This window comes from Erwinia sp. LJJL01 (assembly GCF_047300805.2).
GTDB lineage: Bacteria > Pseudomonadota > Gammaproteobacteria > Enterobacterales > Enterobacteriaceae > Erwinia > Erwinia aphidicola.
In genome coordinates, this window is record NZ_CP178576.1 from 4,701,108 (window position 1) to 4,726,816 (window position 25,709).

At 59.0% G+C, this 25,709-nt stretch carries 14 protein-coding genes; all 14 read right to left on the minus strand.

From position 1 onward, the window contains the following. Nucleotides 1–35: 35 nt before the first annotated feature. The 14 genes from ACLI4M_RS22920 to ACLI4M_RS22985 all read right to left on the minus strand — a co-directional run bounded on the left by ACLI4M_RS22920 (nucleotide 36) and on the right by ACLI4M_RS22985 (nucleotide 25,545). Nucleotides 36–10,130 (minus strand): non-ribosomal peptide synthetase, encoded by a 10,095-nt coding sequence (locus ACLI4M_RS22920; RefSeq protein ID WP_133623376.1) that lies wholly within the window; start codon nucleotides 10,128–10,130, stop codon nucleotides 36–38. A gap of 361 nt (nucleotides 10,131–10,491) precedes the next feature. Then, the gene (locus tag ACLI4M_RS22925; protein ID WP_048915662.1) at nucleotides 10,492–10,998 is read right to left on the minus strand and encodes an Lrp/AsnC family transcriptional regulator; all 507 of its coding nucleotides are present in this window, start codon (nucleotides 10,996–10,998) and stop codon (nucleotides 10,492–10,494) included. Between the two features lie 131 nt (nucleotides 10,999–11,129). Further along, nucleotides 11,130–12,446 (minus strand): 4-aminobutyrate--2-oxoglutarate transaminase, encoded by a 1,317-nt coding sequence (gabT, locus tag ACLI4M_RS22930; protein ID WP_099754917.1) that lies wholly within the window; start codon nucleotides 12,444–12,446, stop codon nucleotides 11,130–11,132. 136 nt (nucleotides 12,447–12,582) lie between these two features. Continuing rightward, nucleotides 12,583–13,710, minus strand: a complete 1,128-nt coding sequence (locus ACLI4M_RS22935) for a M20 aminoacylase family protein (protein WP_253539569.1) — start codon at nucleotides 13,708–13,710, stop codon at nucleotides 12,583–12,585. A gap of 7 nt (nucleotides 13,711–13,717) precedes the next feature. Further along, the gene (locus tag ACLI4M_RS22940; protein ID WP_133623375.1) at nucleotides 13,718–14,644 is read right to left on the minus strand and encodes a 2-hydroxyacid dehydrogenase; all 927 of its coding nucleotides are present in this window, start codon (nucleotides 14,642–14,644) and stop codon (nucleotides 13,718–13,720) included. After that, nucleotides 14,644–15,492 carry a GNAT family N-acetyltransferase gene (locus ACLI4M_RS22945; RefSeq protein ID WP_048915658.1) on the minus strand — a complete coding sequence of 283 codons (849 nt, stop codon included), beginning with the start codon at nucleotides 15,490–15,492 and terminating at the stop codon, nucleotides 14,644–14,646. Before ACLI4M_RS22945 ends, ACLI4M_RS22940 begins: the two co-directional genes overlap by 1 nt. A 9-nt stretch (nucleotides 15,493–15,501) precedes the next feature. Next, on the minus strand, nucleotides 15,502–16,833 hold the full coding sequence (locus ACLI4M_RS22950) for an NAD(P)/FAD-dependent oxidoreductase (protein WP_133623374.1): 1,332 nt from the start codon (nucleotides 16,831–16,833) through the stop codon (nucleotides 15,502–15,504). Between the two features lie 98 nt (nucleotides 16,834–16,931). Further along, nucleotides 16,932–18,596, minus strand: coding sequence for an ABC transporter ATP-binding protein (locus tag ACLI4M_RS22955; protein ID WP_133623373.1), 1,665 nt, complete (start codon nucleotides 18,594–18,596; stop codon nucleotides 16,932–16,934). Further along, a complete protein-coding gene (locus tag ACLI4M_RS22960) occupies nucleotides 18,593–19,447 on the minus strand; it encodes an ABC transporter permease (protein ID WP_048915655.1) in 855 nt (284 codons plus the stop codon). The genes ACLI4M_RS22955 and ACLI4M_RS22960 overlap by 4 nt, the downstream gene beginning before the upstream one ends. After that, entirely contained in the window at nucleotides 19,447–20,400 is a 954-nt protein-coding gene (locus ACLI4M_RS22965) for an ABC transporter permease (protein WP_048915654.1), read from the minus strand. The genes ACLI4M_RS22960 and ACLI4M_RS22965 overlap by 1 nt, the downstream gene beginning before the upstream one ends. A 28-nt stretch (nucleotides 20,401–20,428) precedes the next feature. Further along, complete coding sequence (locus tag ACLI4M_RS22970) at nucleotides 20,429–22,033, minus strand: ABC transporter substrate-binding protein (protein WP_133623372.1); 1,605 nt, start codon at nucleotides 22,031–22,033, stop codon at nucleotides 20,429–20,431. A gap of 33 nt (nucleotides 22,034–22,066) precedes the next feature. Beyond that, nucleotides 22,067–23,344 (minus strand): NAD(P)/FAD-dependent oxidoreductase, encoded by a 1,278-nt coding sequence (locus tag ACLI4M_RS22975; protein ID WP_133623371.1) that lies wholly within the window; start codon nucleotides 23,342–23,344, stop codon nucleotides 22,067–22,069. A 19-nt stretch (nucleotides 23,345–23,363) separates the two neighbouring features. After that, the gene (locus tag ACLI4M_RS22980; protein WP_133623370.1) at nucleotides 23,364–24,032 is read right to left on the minus strand and encodes a haloacid dehalogenase type II; all 669 of its coding nucleotides are present in this window, start codon (nucleotides 24,030–24,032) and stop codon (nucleotides 23,364–23,366) included. A gap of 43 nt (nucleotides 24,033–24,075) precedes the next feature. Next, nucleotides 24,076–25,545, minus strand: coding sequence for an aldehyde dehydrogenase family protein (locus ACLI4M_RS22985; protein ID WP_133623369.1), 1,470 nt, complete (start codon nucleotides 25,543–25,545; stop codon nucleotides 24,076–24,078). Nucleotides 25,546–25,709: the final 164 nt, after the last annotated feature.

Here is a 25,709-nt window from a genome sequence, read left to right on the forward strand (position 1 = left end):
ACGAGAGTTGAGGGGTTCGTTGTCGGGTCGACCTGTTACCGGTCGGCCCGTTGTAACAACTCTGTAGCCTTATCCAACGCTATGCCCTCTTTATTACGGATAATCACTTCGCCAATCTCCTCTGCACATTGCAGAATATTATGGTGGTGGCACGCCAGCGGGATCACCGTCAAATCTTCGCAAACTTGCTGCAATCCATTATCCTGCACTGCCAGAAGCTCTCGCATTACGTCATCCGGCAGCTGTGGGTTGGGCTGGGTCGCTTTGAACAATGTCACGCGTGTGGTCATCAGCCTGCGCGAAATAACACCTTGTGCAAGCCGCTGTTCCGTTCCTGCAATGGCCATTGCCCGCTGTGCCGCCTCCGCAGTAATGCCCAGGGCGGACAGCAGATCGGATGATGGCTGTTCTCCCACGGCTTGCTGATAGAAACTGTCGAGCAGATACAGTGACACCTGGCCGACGCCCCTTGCTTCCAGCAGCGCGGCAACCTCCAACGCGATCAGTCCCCCCAACGACCATCCGACAATCTGTACTGGCGAACTTCCGCTTAACAGCCCGTGTGCCGTCATCTCATCAAGATAGCGAGCGGCAAGCGTGGGCAGAGAATCAATCGGCGGCCGATGATAAAGATTGTAGTTGTCGATACCGAAGCAGTTTATGCGGCCCTGGAAGGCCTGCGCAAACGGATAAAACGCTTCAGCGCCAACCAGTGCCGGATGGATCATCCATAACGCAGATGCACCGGGCGCAGGAGTGTTGAGCGCTATCACCAGGCTGTTGTGCTGGCTGGCTAACAGATTTTTCAGGGTACGGCACTGGAACAGTTTCACCACCGGGACCGGTGACCCCAGAATGTCAGCAAGCCTGATGCACAAAGAGATCGCGATAATTGACGTTCCCCCGGCGCGGAAAAAATCATCGGTCATACCGATGCGTTCGCAGTGCAGCGTTTCCTGCCACAGCGCACACAGCTGGGCCTCCAGCGCATTTTTCGGGGCAACATAATCAGTTTCGCTACTGCTGGCCGGGGCAGGCAGTGCTTTGCGATCCAGCTTACCGCTGGAGCTAAGCGGCAACGCATCCAGCCTTACCAACGCGGTCGGGATCATATATAGCGGCAGTTGCTGACTCATGAATTCCAGCAGCTCAACTTCCACCAGCGGCTCCTCACAGACGTAGTAAAGGACCAGCCGTTGCTGGCTGTCGTCATTTCTGACAATCGCGCAGCAGGACTTGATGGGACTGAATGCCATTGCGCAGTCTTCGACTTCCCCCAGCTCAACGCGATAGCCATTCAGCTTCACCTGAAAATCCATACGGCCTAAAAATTCAAGGTTGCCATCAGGCAGATAACGCCCAGCATCCCCGGTACGGTAAAGCCTCTCCCCCAGCACCGGATGCCAGATAAAACGCTCATCGGTAAGGGTGCGATTACGGTAATATTCGCGCGCCACGCCTGCCCCACCGATATACTGCTCACCCGGCAGACAAGGCGGTAGGATACGCATATGGCGGTCAAGCACGTAAAAGCGCTGGTGCGCCATCGCTTTGCCGTAAGGCACGCTGGGAGCAAGTATCGGTCCGTCAGGAATCTCATAGATGATCGACCATATAGAACTCTCGGTGGCCCCCCCCGTACTGCTAATACGACAGTGCGGCTGCCACTGGCGAATACGCGCGGGAAGCTGTCGGGAGATCACTTCCCCCACCAGCACCACATTGCGCAAGGCGGGCCAGCTGGCGCCGGGCTGCACGCCGGACTCAAGATACTCAACCAGCAATGTCATCACTGACGGGGCAGAGTTCCAGAACGTCACGTCGTGCTCAATCATCAGGCGATGCCAGGCATCTGGCTGATAACGCTGGGCTTCCGACGGTATCACCATCGTTGCACCAGCCGACAGAATGCCAAAGATATCAAATGCAGAAATATCAAAGCTCAACGCGCTCAGCGCCAGCCCTCGATCGTGCGGGCCAATGCTCAGCTGCCGCAGCGTATCAACAATACTGTTCACAGCGCCGCGATGCTCAACTGCCACCCCTTTGGGTGCCCCAGTAGAACCGGAAGTGAAGATGACATACGCCAGTTCACCCGACGCCGCGAATACCGGTTCGCCCGGCTGCGGCTGCGGAAGTTCCGCGACGCAGCCGTGACTATCTATCGCCAGCAGGCGAGCATTGTCGGTGGACTGCCAGGGGGCACTGCTAATAATGACCCGTGTTTGTGACTGGCTGATGATGGCGCGCCGTCTGCGCTCCGGCCAGGAGCCATCAAGCGGCAGATACGCCCGGCCGGCCATCAGGATAGCCATTACGGCAATAATCTGCGCGCGCCCTTTATCCACCATCACTGCAATAGTCTCCGCCTCCATATCGGTAAACTGCCGTAGTTGCAGAGAGAGATGCAGCGCCGCCTGATACAGTTCGCCGTAGCTCAGTGCCCCGTCGCTGTCTATCAGCGCCACCCTCTGCGGCTGCCGCCGGGCATGCTGGATAAAGTCATGATGAATGGCACGCTCAAAGTCATACTGCGGCAGGCTGGACTGCCACTCTGCTCGCTGACGCAACACGTCGGCTGGGTCGATCAGATGCATCTCTTTAATCTGCAGGCGGCTATGATTCACCAGCTGTTGCAGGATGCGCAGATAGTAACGCGCCAGGTATTCAATGGTTTCAGCACTGAACAACGCCGTGGCGTAGTTAAATATCAGCTGCGTCCCCTCCGTTTTTTTCTGTACGCTCAAGGTCATATCAAACTTGGCTACCTGATAATTTTTGTTCAGGCTTTGTGGGATAAGCCAGTCAGGGAATGACGGATTAACGTCCTCATCTTCCAACAGGAACATCACCTGGAACAAAGGGTGAGAAGCCAGGTCGCGCGGCACCTTCATCATATCGATCAGCTGGTCCAGAGGCAGGCCCTGATACTGCTGAATTTCCATCACCTGGTCGAACACACCCTGTATGTACGCGGCAAGCGTGATGTCATCATCGATCTGCGAGCGTAGCGGCAAGGTATTAACAAAGAAGCCAATAACATTATGCACCTCCTCCGTCGGGCGGTTAGCGACAGGCGTACCGACCAAAATATCCTGCTGACCGCTGAAGTAGCTCAGCAGCAGGTTAAAACTGGCGAGAAACAGCGCGAATGGCGTTACGCCATGCTGCTGAACAAAATGCTCACATTGAGCACCCAGTTCTGTTGGTAACCTGATGCAATAATTGGCCCCCCGATGATCAACCTTTGCCGGGCGGGGGTAGTCGAGCGGCAGCTCAAGAGGTTGCCAGTTGTGCAGCTCATCCCGCCAAAAGTTTTTCAGCGCCTGCGCCCGCCCGGAGTCAAGATACTCTCGCTGCCAGCAGGCATAGTCACCATACTGTAACGCGGGTGCGGACAATGGCAGCGTGCTGCCTAAACAGCAAGCGGGATACAGCTCGGCCAGCTCGCGGATAAACAACGCTTGCGACCAGCCATCGAAAGCCAGGTGATGGATAACAACCAGGCAGTAAACGTCCAGCGTATTCCCCTCATACACCTGGTAAATCGTGGCGCGGGTCGGAATTTCTGTGCTGAGATTAAATGGACGGTCGATATCCTGCTGCAGCTGCCGCGGCCACTCACCCGCAGCCAGCATCATGCGAGCCACCTCGAGCGCTGCATCAGTTCGCACTGACTCGGCTAGCTGCGCCTGCTGCTGATGGATCACGCTGCGCAGCACTTCATGACGGGCAACAATCGCCTGCAAACTGTGGCAACAGGCGTCAATATCTGTGCCTGGCGCCAGCCGGAACAGCATCGGAACATGGTACAGATTGCTGCCACCGTTAAGATTTTCAATAAACCACAGCTGCATCTGTGAGTAAGAGAGGGGCCAGCGGTCGCGTTGCTGGGCCGGGATAGAAATACCCGCTGTCTGCGGCCCACTCTGCGCCAGGTAAGCGCACAGCGATCTGATCGTGGGGTACTGCCCTATTTCGCTCAGCGTAACCTGCTTTTTCAGCCTTCGGCTAAGCTGGTAGCTGGCCTGGATAGCCAGCAGGGAATTGCCCCCCAGCGCAAAGAAGTTGTCCTCTACGCCGATTGGCTCCACGTTAAGCAATTCGCGCCAGATATCGCAACAAATCGTCTCTTCATGACTCGCTGCCTCCACAAAAGCCTGCGCCTGAGGCACTGCTGGCGGCAGTAAATCGCGCGCGACTTTGCCATTCAGCGTCAGGGGGATCTGCTCAAGCTGCATAATGGTTTTTGGCACCATGTACTGCGGCAGCTGGGCGCGTAACTGCTGAAGCAATAAGACAATATCAATCTCTTCACTGGCAGTGATATAGGCGACCAGAACCCTTTGGGGAGCGGAAGTCAATATCACGCAACAGCCCGTTATCCGCGGATAAGCCAGCACCACGTTTTCAATTTCACCCAGTTCAACCCGGTAGCCATTGATTTTGACTTGCTGGTCAATGCGCCCCATGAATTCGATATTGCCATCGCTGAGGAAACGCCCGTAATCGCCAGTACGATACACGCGCTGCTGCAGCTGGTGATGCCAGAAGAAACTGGCGTTGGTTCGCTCTTCATCATGATAGTAACCGCGCGCTAATCCCTCTCCGGCAATAAAGAGCTCGCCTTTAACCCCTTCGGGCACGGGCCGCAGCCAGCGATCCAGGACGTAAAATTGTTCATGGGGCAGCGCCCGACCATACGGGATACTGACCGTCAGCACCTTTTCAGGTGGAACTTCGTACAGAATTGAGAAAATGGCGGCTTCTGTCGCGCCGCCTGCACTGCAGAACTGGCAGTCAGGTGCCCACTGGCGACAGCGCTCGGGTAAGGATGTGGCAATCCAGTCCCCTCCCACCATGACCAGCCGCAACGCCGGACGTGGGCGATCGAGGGATCCGGCATTAATAACGTAATCCAGCAACAGCTCCAGCAAGGCCGGAGCACTGAGCCAGAGGGTCACCCGATGCGACATCATCAGCTGATACCATGCCTGCGGACTGGCGCGATGTTGCTCGGCAGGCATCACTACGGCGCCACCGACGGAAAGCGGGGCAAAAATGTCCCAAATGGCAAGGTCAAAACTCATTGCGCTGAGCGCCAGGCTGCGATCGTGCTTATCAATGCTGAAGCGACGCTGTACCCCTTCCAGGGTATTCACCGCGCTACGATGTTCAATCGCGACCCCTTTCGGCGTACCGCCAGAGCCGGAAGTGAAAATAATATAGGCCAGGTCATTCGCGGCCACCTCCACCGGCGGCAGTAGCTGCTCTGCCAGCGGCAGTTCCGATGCCAGCCCCCTGCGGTCCAGCAGAATGACCTTGACGGCTTCAGTGGCCCACGCTTCGCTGCTCAAAACGGTGTTAATCCCGGCCTGCGCCATGACCGCCAGTCTGCGCTGCAGCGGCCAGGCCTTATCCATTGGCAAAAAGGCTTTACCACACATCAGCACCGCGAGTATCGCAACAGGCTGCTGTCGCCCCTTATCCGCAAGGATAGCGACAGCTTCTCCAGTCACTTCCCCCTGTAATCGTAACTGGGTCGCCAACATTTGTGCGGCCTGATACAGCTCACCGTAGCTCATCTCGCCCCGATCATCGAACAGCGCTGCTGCCTGCGGGTTTTGCTGGGCATGACGAATAAAGTCCTGATGTAGCGGACGTTCAAAGTGATAGTCAAATGCTGCTTTCGGCGGCGATAGGGCGATACCCGCCCCCAACCCGGCTGCCGCTAGCGGCCGTTCCTCATGCTCTATCAGCTGTTGCAGCATCTGCAGATAGTAGTGGGCGAGCCGGGAAATCGTTGATTTTCTGAAGAGTGCACTGGCAAAGTTGAAGCGCGCACGCATCCCCTCCTGGCAAGGCTTGAGCGTCAGAGTCAGATCAAATTTCGCCGTTCTCTCTTTCTCACTCAGATCCACCAAAGACAGCCACTGCGGCACAGCGTCAGAGTGCTCCTCGCTTTCCAGGCTGAACATCACCTGAAACAGCGGATGATGGGAAAAGTCACGCGCAATGGCAAGATGGTCCACCAGCTGCTTCAGGGACATATCCTGATGCTGCTGCACCTGACGGGTGTTGTCCGCCACCTGACGGATAAATTCAGCGACAGAAAGTTGATTGTCCAGCTGGTGGCGCAGCGGCAGGGTATTCACAAAAAAGCCGATAAGATTTTCCAGCTCCGCCTGTCCGCGATTAGCCAGCGGCGAACCCACCACCACGTCGTCCTGCCCGGTATAACGGGATAACAGCAGCACAAAACCGGCCAGGGTCACGGCATGCAGCGTCACGCCCTGCCTGCGGGCCAACGCGCGTAACGCCTCGATAAGCGCCGCCGGCAGCAGCACTTCAACATTGTCACCCCGCACATCGGCAAAGGCTGGCCGGGAAAAATCCATCGGGATATCAAGTGGCTGAAGCCCGTCAAGCGCCCGAAGCCAGAAGTCCAAAGCGCTTTGCTGATTCGCCGCCTGCTGCTGCTGCCACAGGGCGTAATCCAGATATTGCCGTTCAGGTACGACGGGATCCGCTGACGCTGTCTTAGCGAAGTGCTGATATAAATCGTCGAGCTCCCGCATCACCACATTCAGCGACCAGCCATCAAAGGCAATATGATGAAATACCAGCAGGCAGGCGATACGTGCAGTGCCCGACACATCCTGATAATGATAAATCGTGGCCCGTATCGGAATCTCACGTTTCAGATCAAAGGGTTGCTGCAGTGCCTGCTCGACGCTGGCTGTAACATGGTCTTCCGTTGGCAGATGTTTCTGCGCCACTGTCAGAGTCTGTTGGGTAACTTGCTGGCTCGCTTCGCCCTGCTCATCCTGCACTATCAGGCTGCGTAATACCTGATGTCGCGCAACCAGCGCCTGCAGGCTGATAGCCAGCCGTTCGCAGTCAATTGTCGGGTCAAGCTGGAGCATCAGCGGCGTCAGATAATGTGTTGCCTGCGCAGACAGCTGCGCCATAAACCAGAGCTGAGACTGCTGGAAAGAGAGCGGTCCGCTGTCACGTCCCATGGCTGGAATAGTGACCTGTGGCACCGTTTCGTTGCTCAATGCCAGCTGATGGCTCAGCGTGGCAACGGTAGGATACTCACTCAGGGTTAAGGGCGACACATGCAGGCCAGTCCGCTTGTAAATCTCATGGCAGTATCTGATCGCCAGAATGGAGTCGCCTCCGAGAGCGAAGAAGTGATCGTCAGTGCCCGCCTGGCATTTTAATAGCTGATTAAGCAGCGCCAGAAGCTGGCTTTCCAGGGCATTGGCAGGCGCCCGATAGTGAGTATAGCTGTCAACGCTCTGCGGTTCGGGCAGCGCCTTATAGTCCACTTTGCTGTTGAGCGTCAGCGGGATCGCCGCAATCGCCCTCATTGCGCCAGGAATCATATACAGCGGCAGCTGAAGTTTAAGCACCTGTAAGATCTTTTCTGCCGTGAGAGTGCTGCCTGGCGACAACACGTACCAGGCTCGCAGCTGGAGCACAGGTTCGCTCTGCACGGCCGCGACCGCCCCCTGCACGCCTGGGATAGCGCGCATCACACTTTCGATCTCACCCAGTTCAATGCGATGACCGTGAATTTTTACCTGCTGATCTTGACGCCCGCAATACTCCATACTGCCGTCAGGCAGGCGGCGCGCCTTATCGCCGGAACGGTAAAAACGTTGATAATTTTCACCCTCCTCCAGCAGATTGTCCGTAAAGGTGCTCGCCGTCAGCTCCGGTAGGTTGAGATAACCGCGGGCCAGCCCAATCCCCGACAGGCAAAGATCGCCAACCACGCCAGTCGGCAATATGTGCCCCCGTTCGTTAACGACATAGCAGCGCATATTGTCTATGCTGCAGCCAATATTACGCGCGCCATTATGCTGATAGAGGTTCACACTCACGCTGACCGAGGCTTCCGTGGGGCCATAGAGATTTGAGACGCGCATTCCCTGCGCCAGATAGTGGTTCAGTACCTCCTCCGCCACCGACTCGCCGCCCATACCGATGTAGCGCACAGATTCAGGGAACGCCGGGCAGGTACTGAGCAGGGCCGGTGGCAGGAAGCAGAAATGAATCTGCCAGGCGGCCATTTGCTGCGTCAGCTGCTGTAAATCTTTGCGCTGCTGTTCGCTGGCGATGTGCAGGCTGTGCCCGTTATGCAAAGCGATAAAGACTTCATAGACATGCGCGTCAAAAGCCAGGGTGGCAAACTGCAGGCAATTCAGCACGCCGCGCTCATCCGCAAGAATGCGGCGGGTGTGGCCGAGAATGGTATTGATCGCCCCACGGTGCTCACAGAGGGTCCCTTTGGGGCGCCCGGTGGTGCCGGAGGTGTAGATGACATAAGCCAGCTGTCGGTTATCAATCCGCGGCAGGTGTACCACTGGCTCATCGTCGTTGCACGGCGCCAGCGCATCTATCAGCAGGCAGTGTATGTTTTCTGCCCCTGTGCGAGCACGGTCCTGCAGGCTGGTTTGTGTCAGGATGATTGGGCTAGCCACATCCTGCAGGATCCAGCTCAGCCGCTGCTGCGGGGTGTGAGGATCAAGCGGCACATAGGCTCCTCCTGCTTTCATGATCGCCAGCATACCGATGACCGCATCGTTGGTTCGCTCAATAAACAGCGGGATCAGGGTCTCCGACAGCATCGGCTCCCCCGTCAGCTGCCGGAAGGCGGTGTGCAGCTGGCTGGCCAGACGGTCAACCCGCTGTGACAGTTCGCCATAGCTAAGGGAACCCTGTTCGTCGCGCAGGGCAATCCGCTCGGGATGGCGGCTGGCGTGCAGTTCAAAACCGGATAGCAGTGTGGTAGAGCTCTGTATGACCACCTCGGGCTCGCTGCTCCACTGGTCGCGCAGTCGTGATTCCTGCTGGGCCGTGATCAAAGGGAAATCGGACAGCGGCCTGTCCGGCTGCTGCAAAGCCGCGTTCAGCAGATCGCAATACTGTTCCGACATCTCAATCATCTGATGCTCATCGAACAGATCTGTACGATATCTCAAGCGAAAATCGAAGCCATCATCAGCGGGTTGATACTCCAGAAGCAGCTCTGAACCGGATAGATCAATATTAAAACGATTGTTGATGCTGAGCTGGCAACCTTCCAATGAGAAAGGCGCATCCTTGAGATAAGCCTGGGAAAAGTTAACATTCAAATGTTGAATGCCAGTCTGTCTGATAACTTCATAAATCGGCAACTGAGTATGGCGCAATTTTCCCGACGCTTTAATTTTTCGGATATAATTGATGCTTAGCTGATATATATCACGAAACGTCGACTCAGCAGAGAGGCTCAGAGGAAAAATCCCCATATTCACCTGAGCACCGTAATACATCTCACTGCCGCCATCAATAGACACCGGATAGCCAATACAGACCGATTTTTCCTCTGACATTCTGGCAAGAAGAGTTGCCCATAATGTTTTAAAAATCAGGAAATGGCTCGCGTATTTCACACCGGACTTAAGACTATTCCACTGAGTATAAGAGATGTGAAAACGGACCTCAGACGAGTGTATCTGACCTTGCAGGGGGTTCTGATGGATTTTTGGAATATCATTAACTTTTTGACAACCCGCCAGCATCTCTTGCCAAAAATCTACTGAATTAAATTCAGTGCGCAGGCGTGATATCTCTTGCCTGAAACGGGCATTCTGTTCATCGAGGGTTTCTCTGTTTTTGCGGCCGAACGGCTGTTGGCCCCGGTGATTATAATAGTGAGATAACGCGTCAATGAACTCCTGCCCCGAAAGGCCATCGAGGAGGGTATGATGCAGGATGACAATCAAATCATGGTGATGCGCATCATGCCTTACCAGCAAGAAGCGGCAGAGTGGGCCACTACGCAGGTCAAAGGGGGCCTTTACTTGCGCGGACAGATCGCTCGACGGGTCAAGCTGCTCAAGTATGATACTTTTATTACCCGGCACCCAACGGAGTTGGTCGCCGCTATCACTCAGCACGTGACTAAACAGAATATTTTCTTCGACTAACTTTGCAATCGCATTTTCCAGACGTGCGATATCTAATGGCCCATTTATCGCCTGGTCGACGACTAAATTATACTCACAGGATTTTGGATTGATTAAGAATTCATTCCAGAAAGTTTCAGTATATGGCGATACCGAAAAACCAATCATATTAACTCCATTTAAATAAACACAAACTTTTACTCTCGAATTGCTACCGGAGTATATTTAGAAATTAACAATAAATACGCCTAATTTCACACGAACAACTTATCTCAAAAAACGATGATAAATAAAATTATTTTTTAAAAAAATGAAGAAAAGAGCAGAGTTCACCAATGCCATAAAATTGATTAACATAAAATGACGTAGGTTATGGTGATTTTTCCGATTTACAGAGAGGGGGGTGATCATTTTCGGTCAAAGTAGTGAGCTAAAAAACCTTCGTCAGGGTATCAACGGGCACGGCAAGCCCCGCCCCTGCACTCGTTGAGGGGGTCAATAGCAGAGGTCGGGCATGCCCGACCCGCTGTTAAAATTCAACCTGCGTATGGCGAGCGATCAGCGAGCGTAGCGGCACGCTGCTTTTCATAATCGGTGACTTGATCACGATATAGCTGAAGTACTTGTCGATGCCGACCTTGGCATCCAGCAGCCCTTCAATAACTTCCTGATAGTGCTCAATACTGCGGGTGATAAAGCGCAGCAGATAGTCGTAGCCGCCGGTGATCAGATGGCACTCCATCAGCTCGTCCACTTCGCGGATCGCATTTTCGAACTTGAGGAAATCTTCGCGTCGGTGGCCGGAGAGCGTCACTTCGGTGAACACCGTGACTGAATCGGTGATTTTAGTCAGATTAATATGCGCTTCATAACCGGTGATAAAGCCCGCAGTTTCCAGACGCTTCACGCGTTGCAGGCAGGGGCTGGGCGAAAGCCCGACGGCGTCGGCAAGATTGACATTGCTGATACGGCCATCTTTCTGTAGCTGTACCAGAATGTTGATGTCGATACGGTCCAGTTTCATTAAGCCGTTCATAAAACCCCTCATTGGTTCACGTCACCCAGATGGTATAGCACGCTTAATCACTGCTACGCCAGTGATTTAACATCGCGTGCTATCCGGGCGTAATTATCAATAAAAGCAATAATATCAATGAGGAAGAGTGGTCAACCCAGGCGTCCGGTGGCGCGTGCCAGAGCGATATCAAAGATATGCAGCGCCTCTTCCAGCTGTGAGTCGCTGGTCACCAGCGGGGCAAGGAAGCGCACGGTATTACGCTGCAGGCCACACTTGATCAGCAGCAGCCCCTCCTGGCAGGCGCAGTCGAGGATCTTCTGCGTCAGCGCCGCATCGGGCTGCTTGCTTTCGAAGTCGATAATCTCCACCGCCTGCATAAAGCCAATGCCGCGCACCTCGCCGATGCAGGCATATTTATCCGCCAGCTGCTGCAGGCGCGCACTCATCTGCTCGCCGAGCTGGTTCGCACGCTCCAGCAGGTTGTCGTGCTCAAACAGATCGAGCACCGCCAGCGCAGCCGCGCAGCCCAGCGCGTTACCGCCGTAGGTGCCGCCGAGGCCGCCAGGGGTTGGCGCATCCATAATTGCCGCTTTACCCACCACACCGGAGATCGGCAGCCCGCCGCCGAGGCTTTTCGCCACGGTCACCAGGTCCGGCACCATCCCGGTGTGCTGGAAGCCAAACATCTTGCCGGTACGACCAAAGCCGGTCTGCACTTCGTCACAGATCAGCAGAATGCCGTGGCGGGTGGTGATCTCGCGCAGCGCCTGCATAAACGCCGGGGAAGCCGGCAGGAAGCCGCCATCGCCCTGCACCGGCTCGATGATGATTGCCGCTACGCGCTCCGGCAGGATCTGCACCGCAAACAGGGTATCCAGCGCTTTTAAGCAGTCCGCTTCGGAAACGCCGTGGAACGCGTTCGGGAACGGCACGCGGTAAATATCGCCGGGGAACGGGCCGAAGTTCTGCTTATACGGCTGGCTCATGCCGGTTAAGGTCACCCCCAATAAGGTACGGCCGTGGAATGCACCGTCAAAGGCAATAATGCCGGGGCGATTGGTGTGCGCTCGGGCAATTTTCACCGCGTTCTCTACCGCTTCCGCGCCGCTGGTAAAGAACACGCTTTTGAACTCTTCACCGCCGCCAATCAGCTTATTCAGGCGTTTTGCCAGCTCGATATAGCCCGGGTACGCAGCCACCTGGAAACAGGCGTGGGAAACCAACTGCAGCTGCCGGGTGACGGCATTAATCACTGCCGGATGGCTGTGGCCGACGTTTAATACGCCGATGCCGCCAACGAAATCTAAATAGCGATTACCTTCCACATCCCACACTTCGGAACCTTTGCCTTTGGCAATCACAATCGGGTGCGCGGTGACCACGCCGCGCGGCACGTTTTCGGCACGGGCGTCCAGTAACAGGGCGTTATCAGAAAATGTCTGCTGCTCAGCCAGTAAATTATGCATTGTATGCCTCATTGACGTGAAAATGATGAATTGCCCCAGCGGGCATCTGCCAAGTATCGCAATAAGCCGGACCATTAAGCTGCCGTTCCGGGAGCGGCAGCAGCATTAACTTTCGTAATTCGGGCTAATCTTTCGGTTAAATTTCTGGCCCGAGCGTTTCCTGCACCAGCGCGCAATACCAGCGGATGCCGAACGGGATCAGCGCATCGTTAAAATCATATTCGGAGTGGTGCAGCGGGCGGCTGTCGGCACTGCCCAGCCACAGATAGGCACCGGGTTTTGCCTGCAACATAAACGAGAAATCTTCCGAGGTCAGCGCCGGTTTAGGCGCCTCGGCGTGCGCCAGCCCGGCACGCGCCGCCGCACGTAATGCGGTGGCCGCCTGTTCAGCGCCGTTAATGGTTGCCGGATAGTAACGGTCATATTGCACCGCAGCCGTCAGGCCGTGGGCGGCGGTGACGTGCTGCGCCAGCTCGCGCATGCGCTGCTCAATGCGGTCCTGCACGGCGCTGTCAAAGCTGCGCACCGTGCCGCTCAGCGTGGCCTGCGCCGGGATCATATTGTGCGAGAAGCCGCCGTTGATGCGCGTGACCGTCAGCACCGCCGGGTCGCACGGGTCGAGATCGCGGCTGACGATGGTGTGCAGGGCCACCACCAGCTCGCTGGTCGCCAGCAGCGTGTCCGGCGTCAACTGCGGCTGCGCGGCATGCCCGCCGCCGCCCTCAACGCGGATAGAAAACGCATCGCCCGCGCCCATGATAGGCCCCGGGCGCGTCTGCACCACGCCGAGCGGCAGCTGCGGCCAGTTGTGAATGGCGTAAACCTCGTCGCAGGGGAAGCGCTCGAACAGGCCGTCGTCGATCATTGCCTGCGCGCCTGCCAGCCCCTCTTCTGCCGGTTGGAAGATGAAATTCACCGTGCCGTCGAACTGCGCATCGGCGGCGAGCGCCTGCGCCGCGCCGAGCAGCATCACCGTGTGGCCGTCATGGCCGCAGGCGTGGCAGACGTTCGGCTGCTGGCTTTTCCACGGCTGGGTGCCGTTATCGGCCATCGGCAGCGCATCCATATCGGCGCGCAGGCCGACGGCACGCGGGCTGGTGCCGCGCTTCAGCACCCCGACTACACCGGTTTTACCGATGCCCTGATAGACTTCCAGCCCCAGCCGGGCCAGGAATTCCGCCACCAGCCCGCTGGTGCGGTGCTCCTGATAGCCCAGCTCCGGGTGCTGGTGCAGATCGCGCCGCAGCGCCACTAATGCCGCAATATCCATCTCAATATCCCTGTTCGCGGTCGACCACGCCGACCATGGATTCACCGCGTTCATAGCGGCGAATATTGTCCAGCAGCGCTTTTACCGCGCTCTCCGGCTGGGTCTGGCTGGCAATGTGCGGCGTCAGCCAGATGGCCGGATGCTGCCAGAAGGCGTGCCCGGCGGGCAGCGGTTCCGGGGCGGTAACATCAACCACCGCCGCGCTCAGCTGCTGACGGTCGAGGGCAGCCACTAAGTCGTCATGATTGAGCTGCGCCCCGCGCCCGACCTGCACCAGCGCCGCGCCGGGCGGCAGCTGACTGAAAAGGTCGGCGTTTAACATCCCTTCGGTGCTGGCGGTGAGCGGCAGCAGGCAGATCAGGATATCGCTGCGCGCAAGAAACTCAGCCAGCCGCTGGTTACCGGCAAAGCACTGCACGCCGGGCAGATCGCGTGGGGTGCGGCTCCAGCCTGCGCAGTCAAACCCGAGCGCCACCAGCGGTTTCAGCACCGCCTCGCCCAGCGCGCCGAGGCCCATCACGCCAACGCGCCGCTTGCCGGCGGTCTGTACCGGGTGCGTCTGCCAGATGCCCGCGCGCTGCTGTTGCAAATAGCGCGGCATATCGCGATGCAGGCCAAGCACGGCAAAGGTCACATACTCCACCATGCCGCTGGTCAGGCCCGGCTCGATCATGCGCACCACCGGCAGCTGCGGCGGCAGGCTGGCGTAATCGAACTGGTCTGCACCCGCCCCTACGGAAAACAGCACCTTCAGGTTGGGAAACTGCTGCATGATATTGTCCGGCGGCACCCACGCGACCAGGTACTCCACCTCATGCGGGTTGCCAAACTCCGGCCACAGCCGGAAGCTAGCCGCCGGGGCCATTTCCGCCACCAGCGCGGCCCACTTCTGCCCGCGCTCGGGCTCTGATTTGTAGACAATATTCATCAGGCCATCGCCTGGCTCATTAGCCCGAATGCCTGCATGCCACCGCTCTCCGGCTGCCAGGGTTGCCCTTTGACCATGGTGGTTGGCGCATCCACTTCTACCAGCCCCAGCGTATTCAGCCACGGGCCAAGCCCGGCCGAACGGTCGCTATCAATGCGCACAAACTGCCCCGCTACGCCGCTTAGCAGCTCGCTGACCAGCAGTTTAGCGTTAGCGAGATTGCGCGCCACAATCGGCCCGATGGCATAGCCGTGGCCGAAGCGGCGCAGGCTGGCGAACCCGGCAGCGGTACCGTTCTCCTCCAGCACCAGGAAGCGTTCGGCGCGCTCAAGCAGGTGAGTGATCAACAGCGGGCGCTGCTGGCCGTGCGCCTGGCGGTCGAGCGCGGTCAGCAGCGCGGCATCCTGGAGGCCCGCGCTGCGCATCCGCTGCTGCGGCCCGCAGGCGATGGCCGCTACCGGAGCCAGTTCGCGACACTGGTGCTGCTCAACGTGGCCGGTGGCGACAAATCCGAGTTTTTCATACAGCGGCTGTCCGGCAGCGGTGGCGTGCAGGCGCACGTTGCTGCCTTCAAGCCTGGCCAGCGCCGCCTGCATCAGCTGTTTGCCAATGCCGCGCCCCTGCTGTGCATCATCGACAATCACCAGGCCAAGGGTGGCGTAATCCTTGCCCCAGCGCCAGAACAGGAGGGTACCGACCAGCGTCCCGTGCTCTTCCGCCGCCAGCCCTTCCCCCAGCAGCAGAGCCTGCTGCCAGTCCGCGCGCCGGTGCGGCCACTTAAGCTGCTGAGTAAGCGCATAAGCCGCATCCAGATGGGTTTCGTTCATTGCTTTGATTTCAAGAGTCATCACTGTTCCTTACATCATGCCCGGCGCATCAAGGCCGGAACCGTCAATCAGGCGTTCATAGCGGAACGGCTTCGCATCAACAATCGGGCTATCGTGGGTGGCGAGATCGGCGGCAAGGCGCCCGGCACCGGGACCGATGCCAAAGCCGTGCGCGCTGTAACCCGCCGAAATAATCAGGCCCGGCAGCTTGCCAACGGGGGAGATCACCGGCACCGCGTCCGGCGTGCTGTCGATCATCCCGCCCCACGCCTGCTCAAGGCGCACGCCCGCCATCGACGGGAACTCGCTGCGCATCGCCGCCAGCCCCTCCTCCACCATCGCCATATCGGGATGCGGGTCGAGGATGCGGACTTTCTCGAACGGCGACACGCCATCCAGCTGCCAGCGCGCCAGCGCTTCCGGGCCGCGGATAAACGGGCTGATACCGAAGTTAATCGTCAGGTTTTTACGCCGCGCCTTAAAGGTCGGGTAGAACTGGCGGGCGTAACGCAGCCCCTGCGCGCCAGGCTCAAGGCGGCCACGGCCGGAAACAGAGACGGTATAACTGCCGTCGAGCTGCGGGCGGCAGGCAAAGCCCGGCGTATACAGCGGCAGGGCAATTTTTTGTTCAATCGGCGCGGTGCGAAAAGCGGTGCCGATCACGTTGCCGAGCGGCAGATCGATACCGTGACGACGGCAGAACATAGATGTCCACGCCCCGCCCGCGCAGATCACGCTGCTGGTTTTGATCAGGCCGCGTTCGGTCACCACGCCGCTAACCTTACCGTTAGTGATATCCAGACCGCGCACCGCGCACTGCTGAAACACCAGCCCGCCAAGGCGCTGCGCCGCTATCGCCAGGCCCGGTGCCGCCAGTGAGGGTTCGGCATGACCATCGGTTGGCGATGACACCCCGCCCAGCCAGCGGCTGGAGCTGCCCGGCGTCATCTCTTTAGCGCGCGCGGCGGTGAGGATTTCGCTGTGAAAATCATAGCCTTTCGCCATGGTGTTCCACGCTTCCCAGGCGTTGATGTCAGCCTGGTTTTGGGTGGCGTACACCAGCCCGCTGCGGCGGAAGCCCAGCTCTTCGCCGGTCTCTTCGCCCAGTTCGGCCCAGCGCTGCAGGGCGTACTTGATCAGCGGCAGTTCGCGCTCGTCGCGGTTCTGCTGGCGGCACCAGCCCCAGTTGCGGCTCGACTGCTCACCGCCGACCAGGCCCTTTTCAATCAGCACCACGCTGACGCCTTTTTTTGCCAGTTCATAGGCCGCAGCCGCCCCGGCGATCCCGGCACCAATCACCACCACATCCGCTGCCGGTGGGAAATGCGGGCTGTCCTGTACGTATCGAATCGGTGCTGGCATGTTGTTCCTTACCTGAAAATTTTTTTATTGCGGGCGAGGCATGCCTCGCCCCTACAGAGTGTGGCGTAGGGGTCAGGCATGCCTGACCCGCTCCGGGTCTACAACGCGATATCGCTCTCCTGGTGCTCGTCGAGCCAGCCCTGGCGCAGCTCCGGTACCGCGCGCTTCAGGCGCTCATAGTACAGCTCGCTTGACGGCTTGTCGTAATCGGCGCGCGCCACCTGGGTGACCATGCGGCCATTTTTTACCACGATAATTTCGTCGCACACCGAGCGCACCGCGTGCAGGTCGTGACTGATAAAAAGCACCGACAGGCCCAGCTCGCGGCGCAGCTCGGTAATCAGATCCAGCACCGCCGCCGCTACCACGGTATCCAGCGCCGAGGTCACCTCATCACAGAGGATCAGGTCCGGCTCGGCGGCCAGCGCGCGCGCCAGATTGACGCGCTGCTTCTGCCCACCGGACAGCGACCACGGCTTGCGCCACAGCACGTTGCGCGGCAGGCGTACCAGGTCGAGCAGCTGGAACATCCGCCGCTCCAGCGCTGCACCGCGCAGCCCGTGGAACAGCTTCAGCGGGCGCTTGAGAATGGTCTCGATAGTGTGCGCCGGGTTGAGCGCGGTATCCGCCATCTGGAACACGTACTGAATGCGGCGCAGCTCGTTTTCCGGGCGCTGGTGCATATCCCCGGCAATATAGTGGCCGTTAAACAGAATATGGCCGCCGCTCGGCTTGTTCATTCCGGCTATCGCGTGCGCCAGCGTGGTTTTGCCGGAGCCGGACTCGCCGATAATGCCAATCGCCTGGCCGCGATAGAGCTTGAAGTTAATCTCTTCGAGGATCTTAATCTTCGGCTGCCCTTCACCGTCGAGCGGGCCGTACCCGGCGCTGAGGTCGCGCACCTGCAGCAGCGGCTGCACGTTCTCATCCTGCTCCTGCCACGGGCTGGGGCGCGTTTTCTGCTTCGCCGCCTCCAGCAGCAGATGGCTGTACTCCGCCACCGGGGCGCGCAGCAGCTGCTCGGTGGTGCCGTATTCGGCGATATTGCCCTTTAGCAGCACCAGGATTTTATCCGCCATCTGCGCCACTACCGCCAGGTCGTGGCTGACGTAAATGGCGGTGGTGCCACGCTGGCGCACCACGCGGCGGAAGGCCTTCAGCACCTCCACCTGGGTTGTCACGTCGAGCGCGGTGGTCGGTTCATCGAGGATCACCACCTCCGGGTCGCTAATCAGCGCCATCGCCGTCATCAGGCGCTGTAGCTGCCCGCCGGAGACCTGATGCGGATAGCGGTCACCGATGGTTTCCGGGTTGGGCAGCGCCAGTTCGCGGAACAGCTCAATCGCTTTGGTTTCGGCTGCGGCGCGGCTCATCACCCCGTGGGTCACCACCGGCTCGACCACCTGGTCCATGATCTTCATCGCCGGGTTAAACGAGGCGGCGGCACTCTGGGCGATGTAGGCCACTTTGTTGCCGCGAAACTGGCACAGCTGCGCGGGGGTTAATGAGGTGACATCGGTTCCGGCCACGTGCACGGTGCCGCCCGCAATTTTGCAGCCGTGGCGGGCATAGCCCATCAGCGCCAGCGCAATAGTGGTTTTGCCCGAGCCGGACTCGCCGATCAGCGCCAGCACTTCACCCTTCTGTACGGTAAAACGAATATCGGAAACCAGGCTTATTTCATGACCATCGTCGGCGCTGGCGGTGACGCGCAGGTTCTCGACCGACACCATCGGCGTGGAGGCGTGTGGCGTAATATTCATGCAACCCCCTTAGCGACCACGGTTAATGAACGCATGGACTGTAAGCTGTCGATAAACAGGTTGGCGCCGATAGTCAGGCTGGCAATCGCCACCGCCGGCATCAGCACCGCCGGGGAGCCGTCAAACAGCCCCTGCAGGTTTTCGCGCACCAGCGTGCCCCAGTCGGCATAAGGCGGCTGAACCCCAAGGCCAAGGAAGCTCAGGCCGCTGAGCAGCAGCACGATATAGACGAAACGCAGGCCGAAGTCGGTGAGCATCGGGTGCAGCATATTCGGCAGGATGTCGTGGATAGCAACGTACAGGCGGCTTTCACCGCGCAGGCGCGAGGCCTGCACGTAGTCCATTGAACGCAGGTTCGAGGCCATGGCATAGGCGATACGGTAGGCGCCCGGCCAGTAGGTAAACACCGCGGTGATAATCAGCATCGGCAGCGACGAGCCAAACACCGCAACGATCATCAGCGCCAGAATTTTGCCCGGCAGCACCAGCATCGCGTCGTTGATGCGCCCCAGCACCTCCTCCAGCCAGCGCCCGGCGACCGCCGCCAGCAGCGCCAGCAGCGTACCGACCAGGCTCGCCAGCAGCGCGGCACTGAGCGCCAGGCCGATAGAGTAGCGCGCGCCGAAGAGAATACGGCTGAAGATGTCGCGCCCGAGGTAATCGGTGCCGAACCAGAACTCGCGGCTGAAGTCGCCGAACAGCGGACCGCCGCCGATATCCTCAAGATTGTGCGGCGCCAGCGCGGTGCCGAATACCGCCATCACGATCCAGAACAGGGTGATCAGCAGGCCAATACGCCCGCTGACGGAGAGAGATTGAAAAAAGCGCCACGGCAGCGTGAGTGTGTTCATCAGCCCCTCCACTTAGGATTGAATGCAATAGTCAGGACGTCAGCAATCATCAGCAGTACCAGGTAGCAGACGGCGAAGAACATCACGCACAGCTGCACCACCGGCAGGTCGCGGTTACTCACCGCATCAACCATCTGGCTGGCCAGCCCCGGATAACTGAAAATACTTTCGATAATTATCACCCCGCCAAACAGGTAGGAGAGGCTGAGGGAGATGGCGTTAGCAATCGGTCCGACCGCGTTGGGCAGCGCATGGCGCAGCATGGCACGCAGTGGGGAGACGCCTTTCAGCAACGTCATCTCCAGGTACGGGCTGTCCATCTGGTTGACGATCGCGGCACGCGTCATGCGCGCCATCTGCGCCACCACCACGCAGCACAGGGTCATCACCGGCAGCGCGAAGGTGCGCAGGAAGCCGAGAAAATCCTGATGCGTGGAGCCGAGCGACATCGCCGGCACCCAGTGCAGCTTAACGGCGAAGATGATCACCGCCACGGTCGCCACCAGGAACTCCGGCACCGCGACCACCGCCATGGTGCTGACCACCAGCGCCCGGTCCAGCAGCGAGCCGCGCTTCATTGCGGCAGTGATGCCGATGATCAGTGCGACCGGCACCGAGACCAGGGTGGTGGTCGCCGCCAGCTGGAAGGTGGCAGGAATACGCTGCGCCACCAGCTGGGTCACCGGCAGGTTACTGGCAAACGATGTACCGAAATCACCATGAAGCATTCCGAATAGCCAGCTGAAATAGCGCATCAGCAGCGGCTGGTCGAGCCCGAGCTGCTGGCGCAGCGCCGCCACCGTTTCTGCGGTCGCCGACTGGCCAAGGATCATCTGCGCCGCATCGCCCGGCAGCATGCTGGTAATGAAAAATACCAGCGCTGAGACGATAAAGAGCGTAAGTAAACCCGACCCTATTCGCCGGAGTATCAGTGTGAGAATGTACCGGTTCATCGCCGTTCTCCTGCTCAGTGTTTAGAGATTAAGCCGACAGCCACGCGAACTCATGGAAGCGGTAACCCATCATCATGCCCGATGGCCAGGCCTCCACCCCTTTCACCTTATTGCTACAGCCATCCATGGTGCTGATAAAGGCCGGGATCAGGGTGCCGCAGTTGTCGTACACCAGCTGCTGCATGTCGCCATACATCTGCTTGCGCTTCGCCTGGTCGCTTTCACCGCGGGCGGCGCTCAGCAGCTGATCGAACTGGGCGTTTTTCCAGCCGGATTCGTTCCAGGGCGCCGAGGACTGGTAAAACTGCGAGAACAGCATATCCAGCGTCGGGCGCGGGTTAATTGAGCCGTAGCCAATTGGATCTTTCATCCAGTGCGCAGACCAGTAGCCGTCATACGGTACGCGGCGCACCGCAACGTTGAGACCTGTATTGCGGGCAATCTGCTGCAGCAGCTGGCCCCCTTCCACTGCCCCTTCAATATTTGGCGTGGTGATCACTTCCACCTTCGCGCCGACCATATTGGCTTTTTTCAGGTGGAATTTCGCTTTGTCGAGATCCAGCGGGCGCTGCGGGATATCCTTATTGAACATCGGGTGCCACGGCGGAACCGGGGTATCGTTACCGACGGTACCAAAGCCCTGCAGCACGGTTTTCACAATCATTTCACGCGGCTGCAGATACTTCATTGCCAGCACGAAATCTGGGTTGCTGCCCGGCGCTTTATCGGTGCGAATAATCAGGTCGCTGTACATGCCGGACTTGCTCTCCATGATGGTGAACTGCCCGTTCTGCTTCAGGCGTTTCACATCGTTAGCGGAGAGCGTAGAGACGATATGCAGGTCGCCGGACATCAGCGCATTGACGCGCGCCGCCGGATCGGTGACGCCCATCAGCTCCACTTCGTCAAGGTGCGGCAGGCCCGGCTTCCAGTAATTTTTGTTCTTCGTGCCCAGGGTACGCACACCCGGCTGGAACGCCTTCAGGACGAACGGCCCGGTGCCGATGGCTTTGCTGAAGTCTTTGGTGCCGTCCTGCACAATCAGGAACGAGCTGGTGGCGAGAATTGACGGCAGGTCAACGTTGGCCTGCTCCAGCACGATCGAGACCTCGGTCGGGCTGACCGCTTTAATCTCTTTCATCTGGCTGGCGAGGGTGATCACCGTCGAGGCCACCGCCGGATCTTTATGGCGGCTGAGCGAGTAAACCACATCGGCGGCGGTCAGGGCCTTGCCATCGTGGAAGGTGACGCCCGGGCGCAGTTTGATGTTCCAGCTGATGCCGTCGGTGCTGTCAAAAGATTCCGCCAGCGCGGGCTGCGCCTTGAGGTTTTTATCCAGCTCGGTCAGGCCGCTGTAGAACATAAACTGGCGGCAGTAGTCGCCGCTGTTGCTGCCTTTGGCCGGGTCGAGGGTATCGCTGGCTGAGGCATTCGCCACCGCCGCACGCAGCTTGCCGCCCATTACCGGGGTTTCCGCCGCGAAGCTGAACTCCGGGAAGCCGATCAGGCCGGTACTCATCACCGCGCCGGCGGACAGCAGCTTCATCATGCCGCGTCGTGAAATGGCAACATCCGTTATCGCCTGGGTCAAATTCGGGTTAACGCGGCTAAATTCTTTGCGAAATTTACTCATCTGCACACCCTCAAATCGTTATGGTTGAAATCGTTAAGAGAAGCGATCCTTCGCCTTATAGTAGAGACCCGCGACAGGCAGGAACCACGGTTTGCCAAAGTAGCCGGGAACCGCAGGCCAGGTGCTGCGCTGCCAGGGATTGTTATTGGCTTTTTCTGCAACCAGGTCCGCCATGACCCGGCCCATCCACACTGACATCTGGGTACCATGCCCGCTGTAGCCGAGCGAATAGAACACCCCTTCGTGCTCACCCGCGTGCGGCAGGCGGTCGGCAGTCATATCCACCAGCCCGCCCCAGCAGTAATCAATCGGTACATCACCTAACGCCGGGAACATCTTCTGCATGCCGGCTTTCAGCACATCGCCGCTTTTGGCGTCGGAGGTCGGGCTGCTGACGGCGAAGCGCGCCCGTCCGCCAAACACCAGACGCCGATCGGCGGTGGTGCGGATATAGTTGCCGAGATTGAGCGACGTGACGTAGGTACGGTCACCCGGCAGGATCTGCTGTAATAAAGAGTCGGGCAGCGGTGCGGTGACGGTGACAAAGCTGCCGACCGGAATAATCCGGCGCTGGAACCAGTCAAACGGACCGATGTTGGAGCAGCCGGTGGCCATCAGCACTTTTTCAGCGACGATATCGCCCTGCGCGGTGCTGACGCGGTGACGGTAGCCGTTGAGGCGCGTCAGGCCGGTAACGGCACGCTGCGGATAGATGGCGGCGCCGGCGCGGGCAGCGGCTTCGGCCAGCCCCACGCCGAATTTGCCCATGTGCATCTGCCCGCCGTGGCGCTGTAACAGCCCGCCGTGGAAGGCGGGCGAGTCGATCTCCCGCTTCACATCGTCGGCACTGAGGATTTCAACATCCGGGTCGACGTGGCGTTTCATCATCTCGCACGCCGCCACCAGCGACGGCAGGTGTGAGGCCTTGCTGGCCAGCTTCAGTTTGCCGCAGCGGCGGAAGTCGCAGTCGATCTGCTCGTCAGCCACCACGCTCTGCACGTAGTCGACCGCATCGGCAAACGCCCGGTAGTAGCGCGTCGCCTGCTCCACGCCCTGGCTCTCCACCAGCGCCGAAAAGTTCTGCGCCACCCCGGTGTTACAGTGGCCGCCGTTGCGGCCGGATGCCTGGCTCATCACCTCGCCCGCTTCCAGCACCACCACGTTCACTCCGCTGCGCGCCAGGTTCAGCGCCGCCGAGATGCCGGTAAACCCCCCGCCAATGACCACCACATCGGCGGTGGCAGGCAGGTCGCCTGTCGCTGCACCGGTGAATGCGGGTGCCGTTGCCTGCCAGAATGATTCCAGTTTCATCGCTCCGCTCCTCTGAGGCTTACAGCCCGACGACGCCAGGAAGTCCGCCAATATCTTTAATCTCGGTGTACTCGTAGGCCGGGTTGCCCGGGCCGTGACCGCGATTAACATAGACTTTATTTTTGATGCCGAGGTCATACGCGGTCATCAGGTCATAACGCAGGCTGCTGGAGACGTGCAGGATCTCTTCCGGCCCGCAGTTCAGCTTGTTAAGCATGTACTCGAAGCCCTTCATCTGCGGCTTGTAGGCGCCCACTTCTTCGGCGGTGATAGTCATGTGGATCGGGGCACCGAGGCGCGGTATATGGTTTTTGATCAGCTCATCGGTGGAGTTGGTCAGCAGCACCAGCGGAAACTCTTTGGCAACCTCCGCCAGCCCAGCCGGAACGTCGGGATGCGGTCCCCAGGTTGCGCAGGCGGTCATCACTGCAGCACAATCCTGGTCAGTACACTCCACGCCCCATTTGTTGCAGGTGCGGTACAGCGCGTTAGCCACCACCAGCGGATAGAGTTTGAATGCCCCCAGCACTTCGTCCAGACGGTAGTTTGAGAAGTCGGTGGTGAAGGCCGCCATACGGTCCGGGCTGACGCGATCGGCGAACACGGCAGCGGCGGCACCGGCCATATCGAAGTTGATCAACGTGCCATAACAGTCGAAGGTGATGTATTTCGGTTTAAACACAGCCATTACGCTACCTCTTTAGAGTTCGGTTTAAGGATGAAATCAGTGATTAGAAGTCGATCAGTACGCTTTTATATCGCTGGCAAGCTTCGAACGCCTGGCGGCCCAGATCCTTGCCGATGCCTGAGCCGTGGAAGCCGCCGGTCGGAATAATAAAGTCGCCGGAGCGGCCGTAACGGTTGATCCACACGGTGCCAGCGGCAATGCCGCGCATCGCCCGCAGGGCACGATCAATATTTTTGGTGTGTACCCCGGCGCACAGGCCGTAGGTGGGGTGGGAAGCCAGCGCAAGGCCTTCGGCTTCCTCATCGAAAATCTGTACGGTGAGCACCGGGCCGAAGATCTCCTCCTGCACCGCCGGATTATCGTTGGTCACCCCCGCCAGCAGCGTCGGCTGCCAGAAATAGCCCTCTCCGGTATCGGCAAAGCGCTGCCCGCCCACCAGCACTTCCGCACCCTGCTGGCGTGCACTGCTGACCAACGATTCGACCTTCGCCGCCTGGCGCTGGTCAATCATCGGCGCATAGCGGCTGCTTTCGTCCCAGGTCACCCCGGCGCGGAAGTCCTGGCACAGCGCAATCAGCTGGCTAATCAGCGCGTCGTGCACGCCGCGCTGCACAATCAGGCGGGTGCCGGCCACGCAGGCCTGGCCGCCGTTGGCGGTGAAGCCGCGCAGGATGCGCCCGGCCACTTCGCCAATGTCGCCGCAGTCGTCAAACACCAGCTGCGGGCTTTTGCCGCCCAGCTCCAGCGTGACCGGCTTCATCCCGTTAAACGCCGCGTCGCTCATAATGCGTGCACCGGTGGCGGTTGAACCGGTAAAGGAGACTTTGCGCACCAGCGGATGCGCCACCAGCGCGCTGCCGGTAACCGACCCGCCGCCCTGGATAATATTCAGCACCCCGGCAGGCAGGCCCGCCTGCACCGCCAGCTCCGCCATGCGCACGGTGGAGAACGGCGTCAGCTCGGAAGGTTTCAGCACCACGGCATTTCCTGCTGCCAGCGCCGGACCGCATTTCCATGAGGCCATCGACAGCGGGAAGTTCCATGGCGTAATCGCCCCAATCACCCCGTAAGGCTCCGGCACCAGCATGCCAAGACTGGCATCGCGCGTCGGCAGCACGTCACCGCTGTATTTGTCGGCACACTCGGCGTAGAAGCGAATCGCTTCGGCAGTAAAGGGGATCTCGTGATTAACCACGTCATGGATCGGGCGGGTCGAGCCAAGCGACTCCAGCTGTGCCAGCAGCGGATCGGACTCAATCAGGTCCGCCCAGCGCGACAGTACTGCAGCGCGCTGGCGCGGCGGGCAGCTGGCCCAGCCGCTGGCGCGTGCGGCGCTATCCGCCACGCTGACCGCTTCATCAACCAGCGCCGCATCCGCCTGGTACAGCTCCCCCGCCAGCAGGCCATCGGAAGGACGCTTGACCGCCAGCTGCTCACCCTGCCCGCGAATATGCTGACCATTAATGAAATGTCCTGCGGGAAGTGCAATGTTATCCGGGTTAAAACTGAGCATGGTGTGTTCCTTATTTAGCCTGCTAACTAATGCTTTCTGGTACTAAGTAATATTGCATTTGTATTAAGCAATGCAGAAAGTATGCCAGCCCTGGGAAAAAATAATAATGCGTAAAAGCGGGGTGAAAAAAATTTTGTGCCGTAATGACGGTGGTTTTTTTCCAG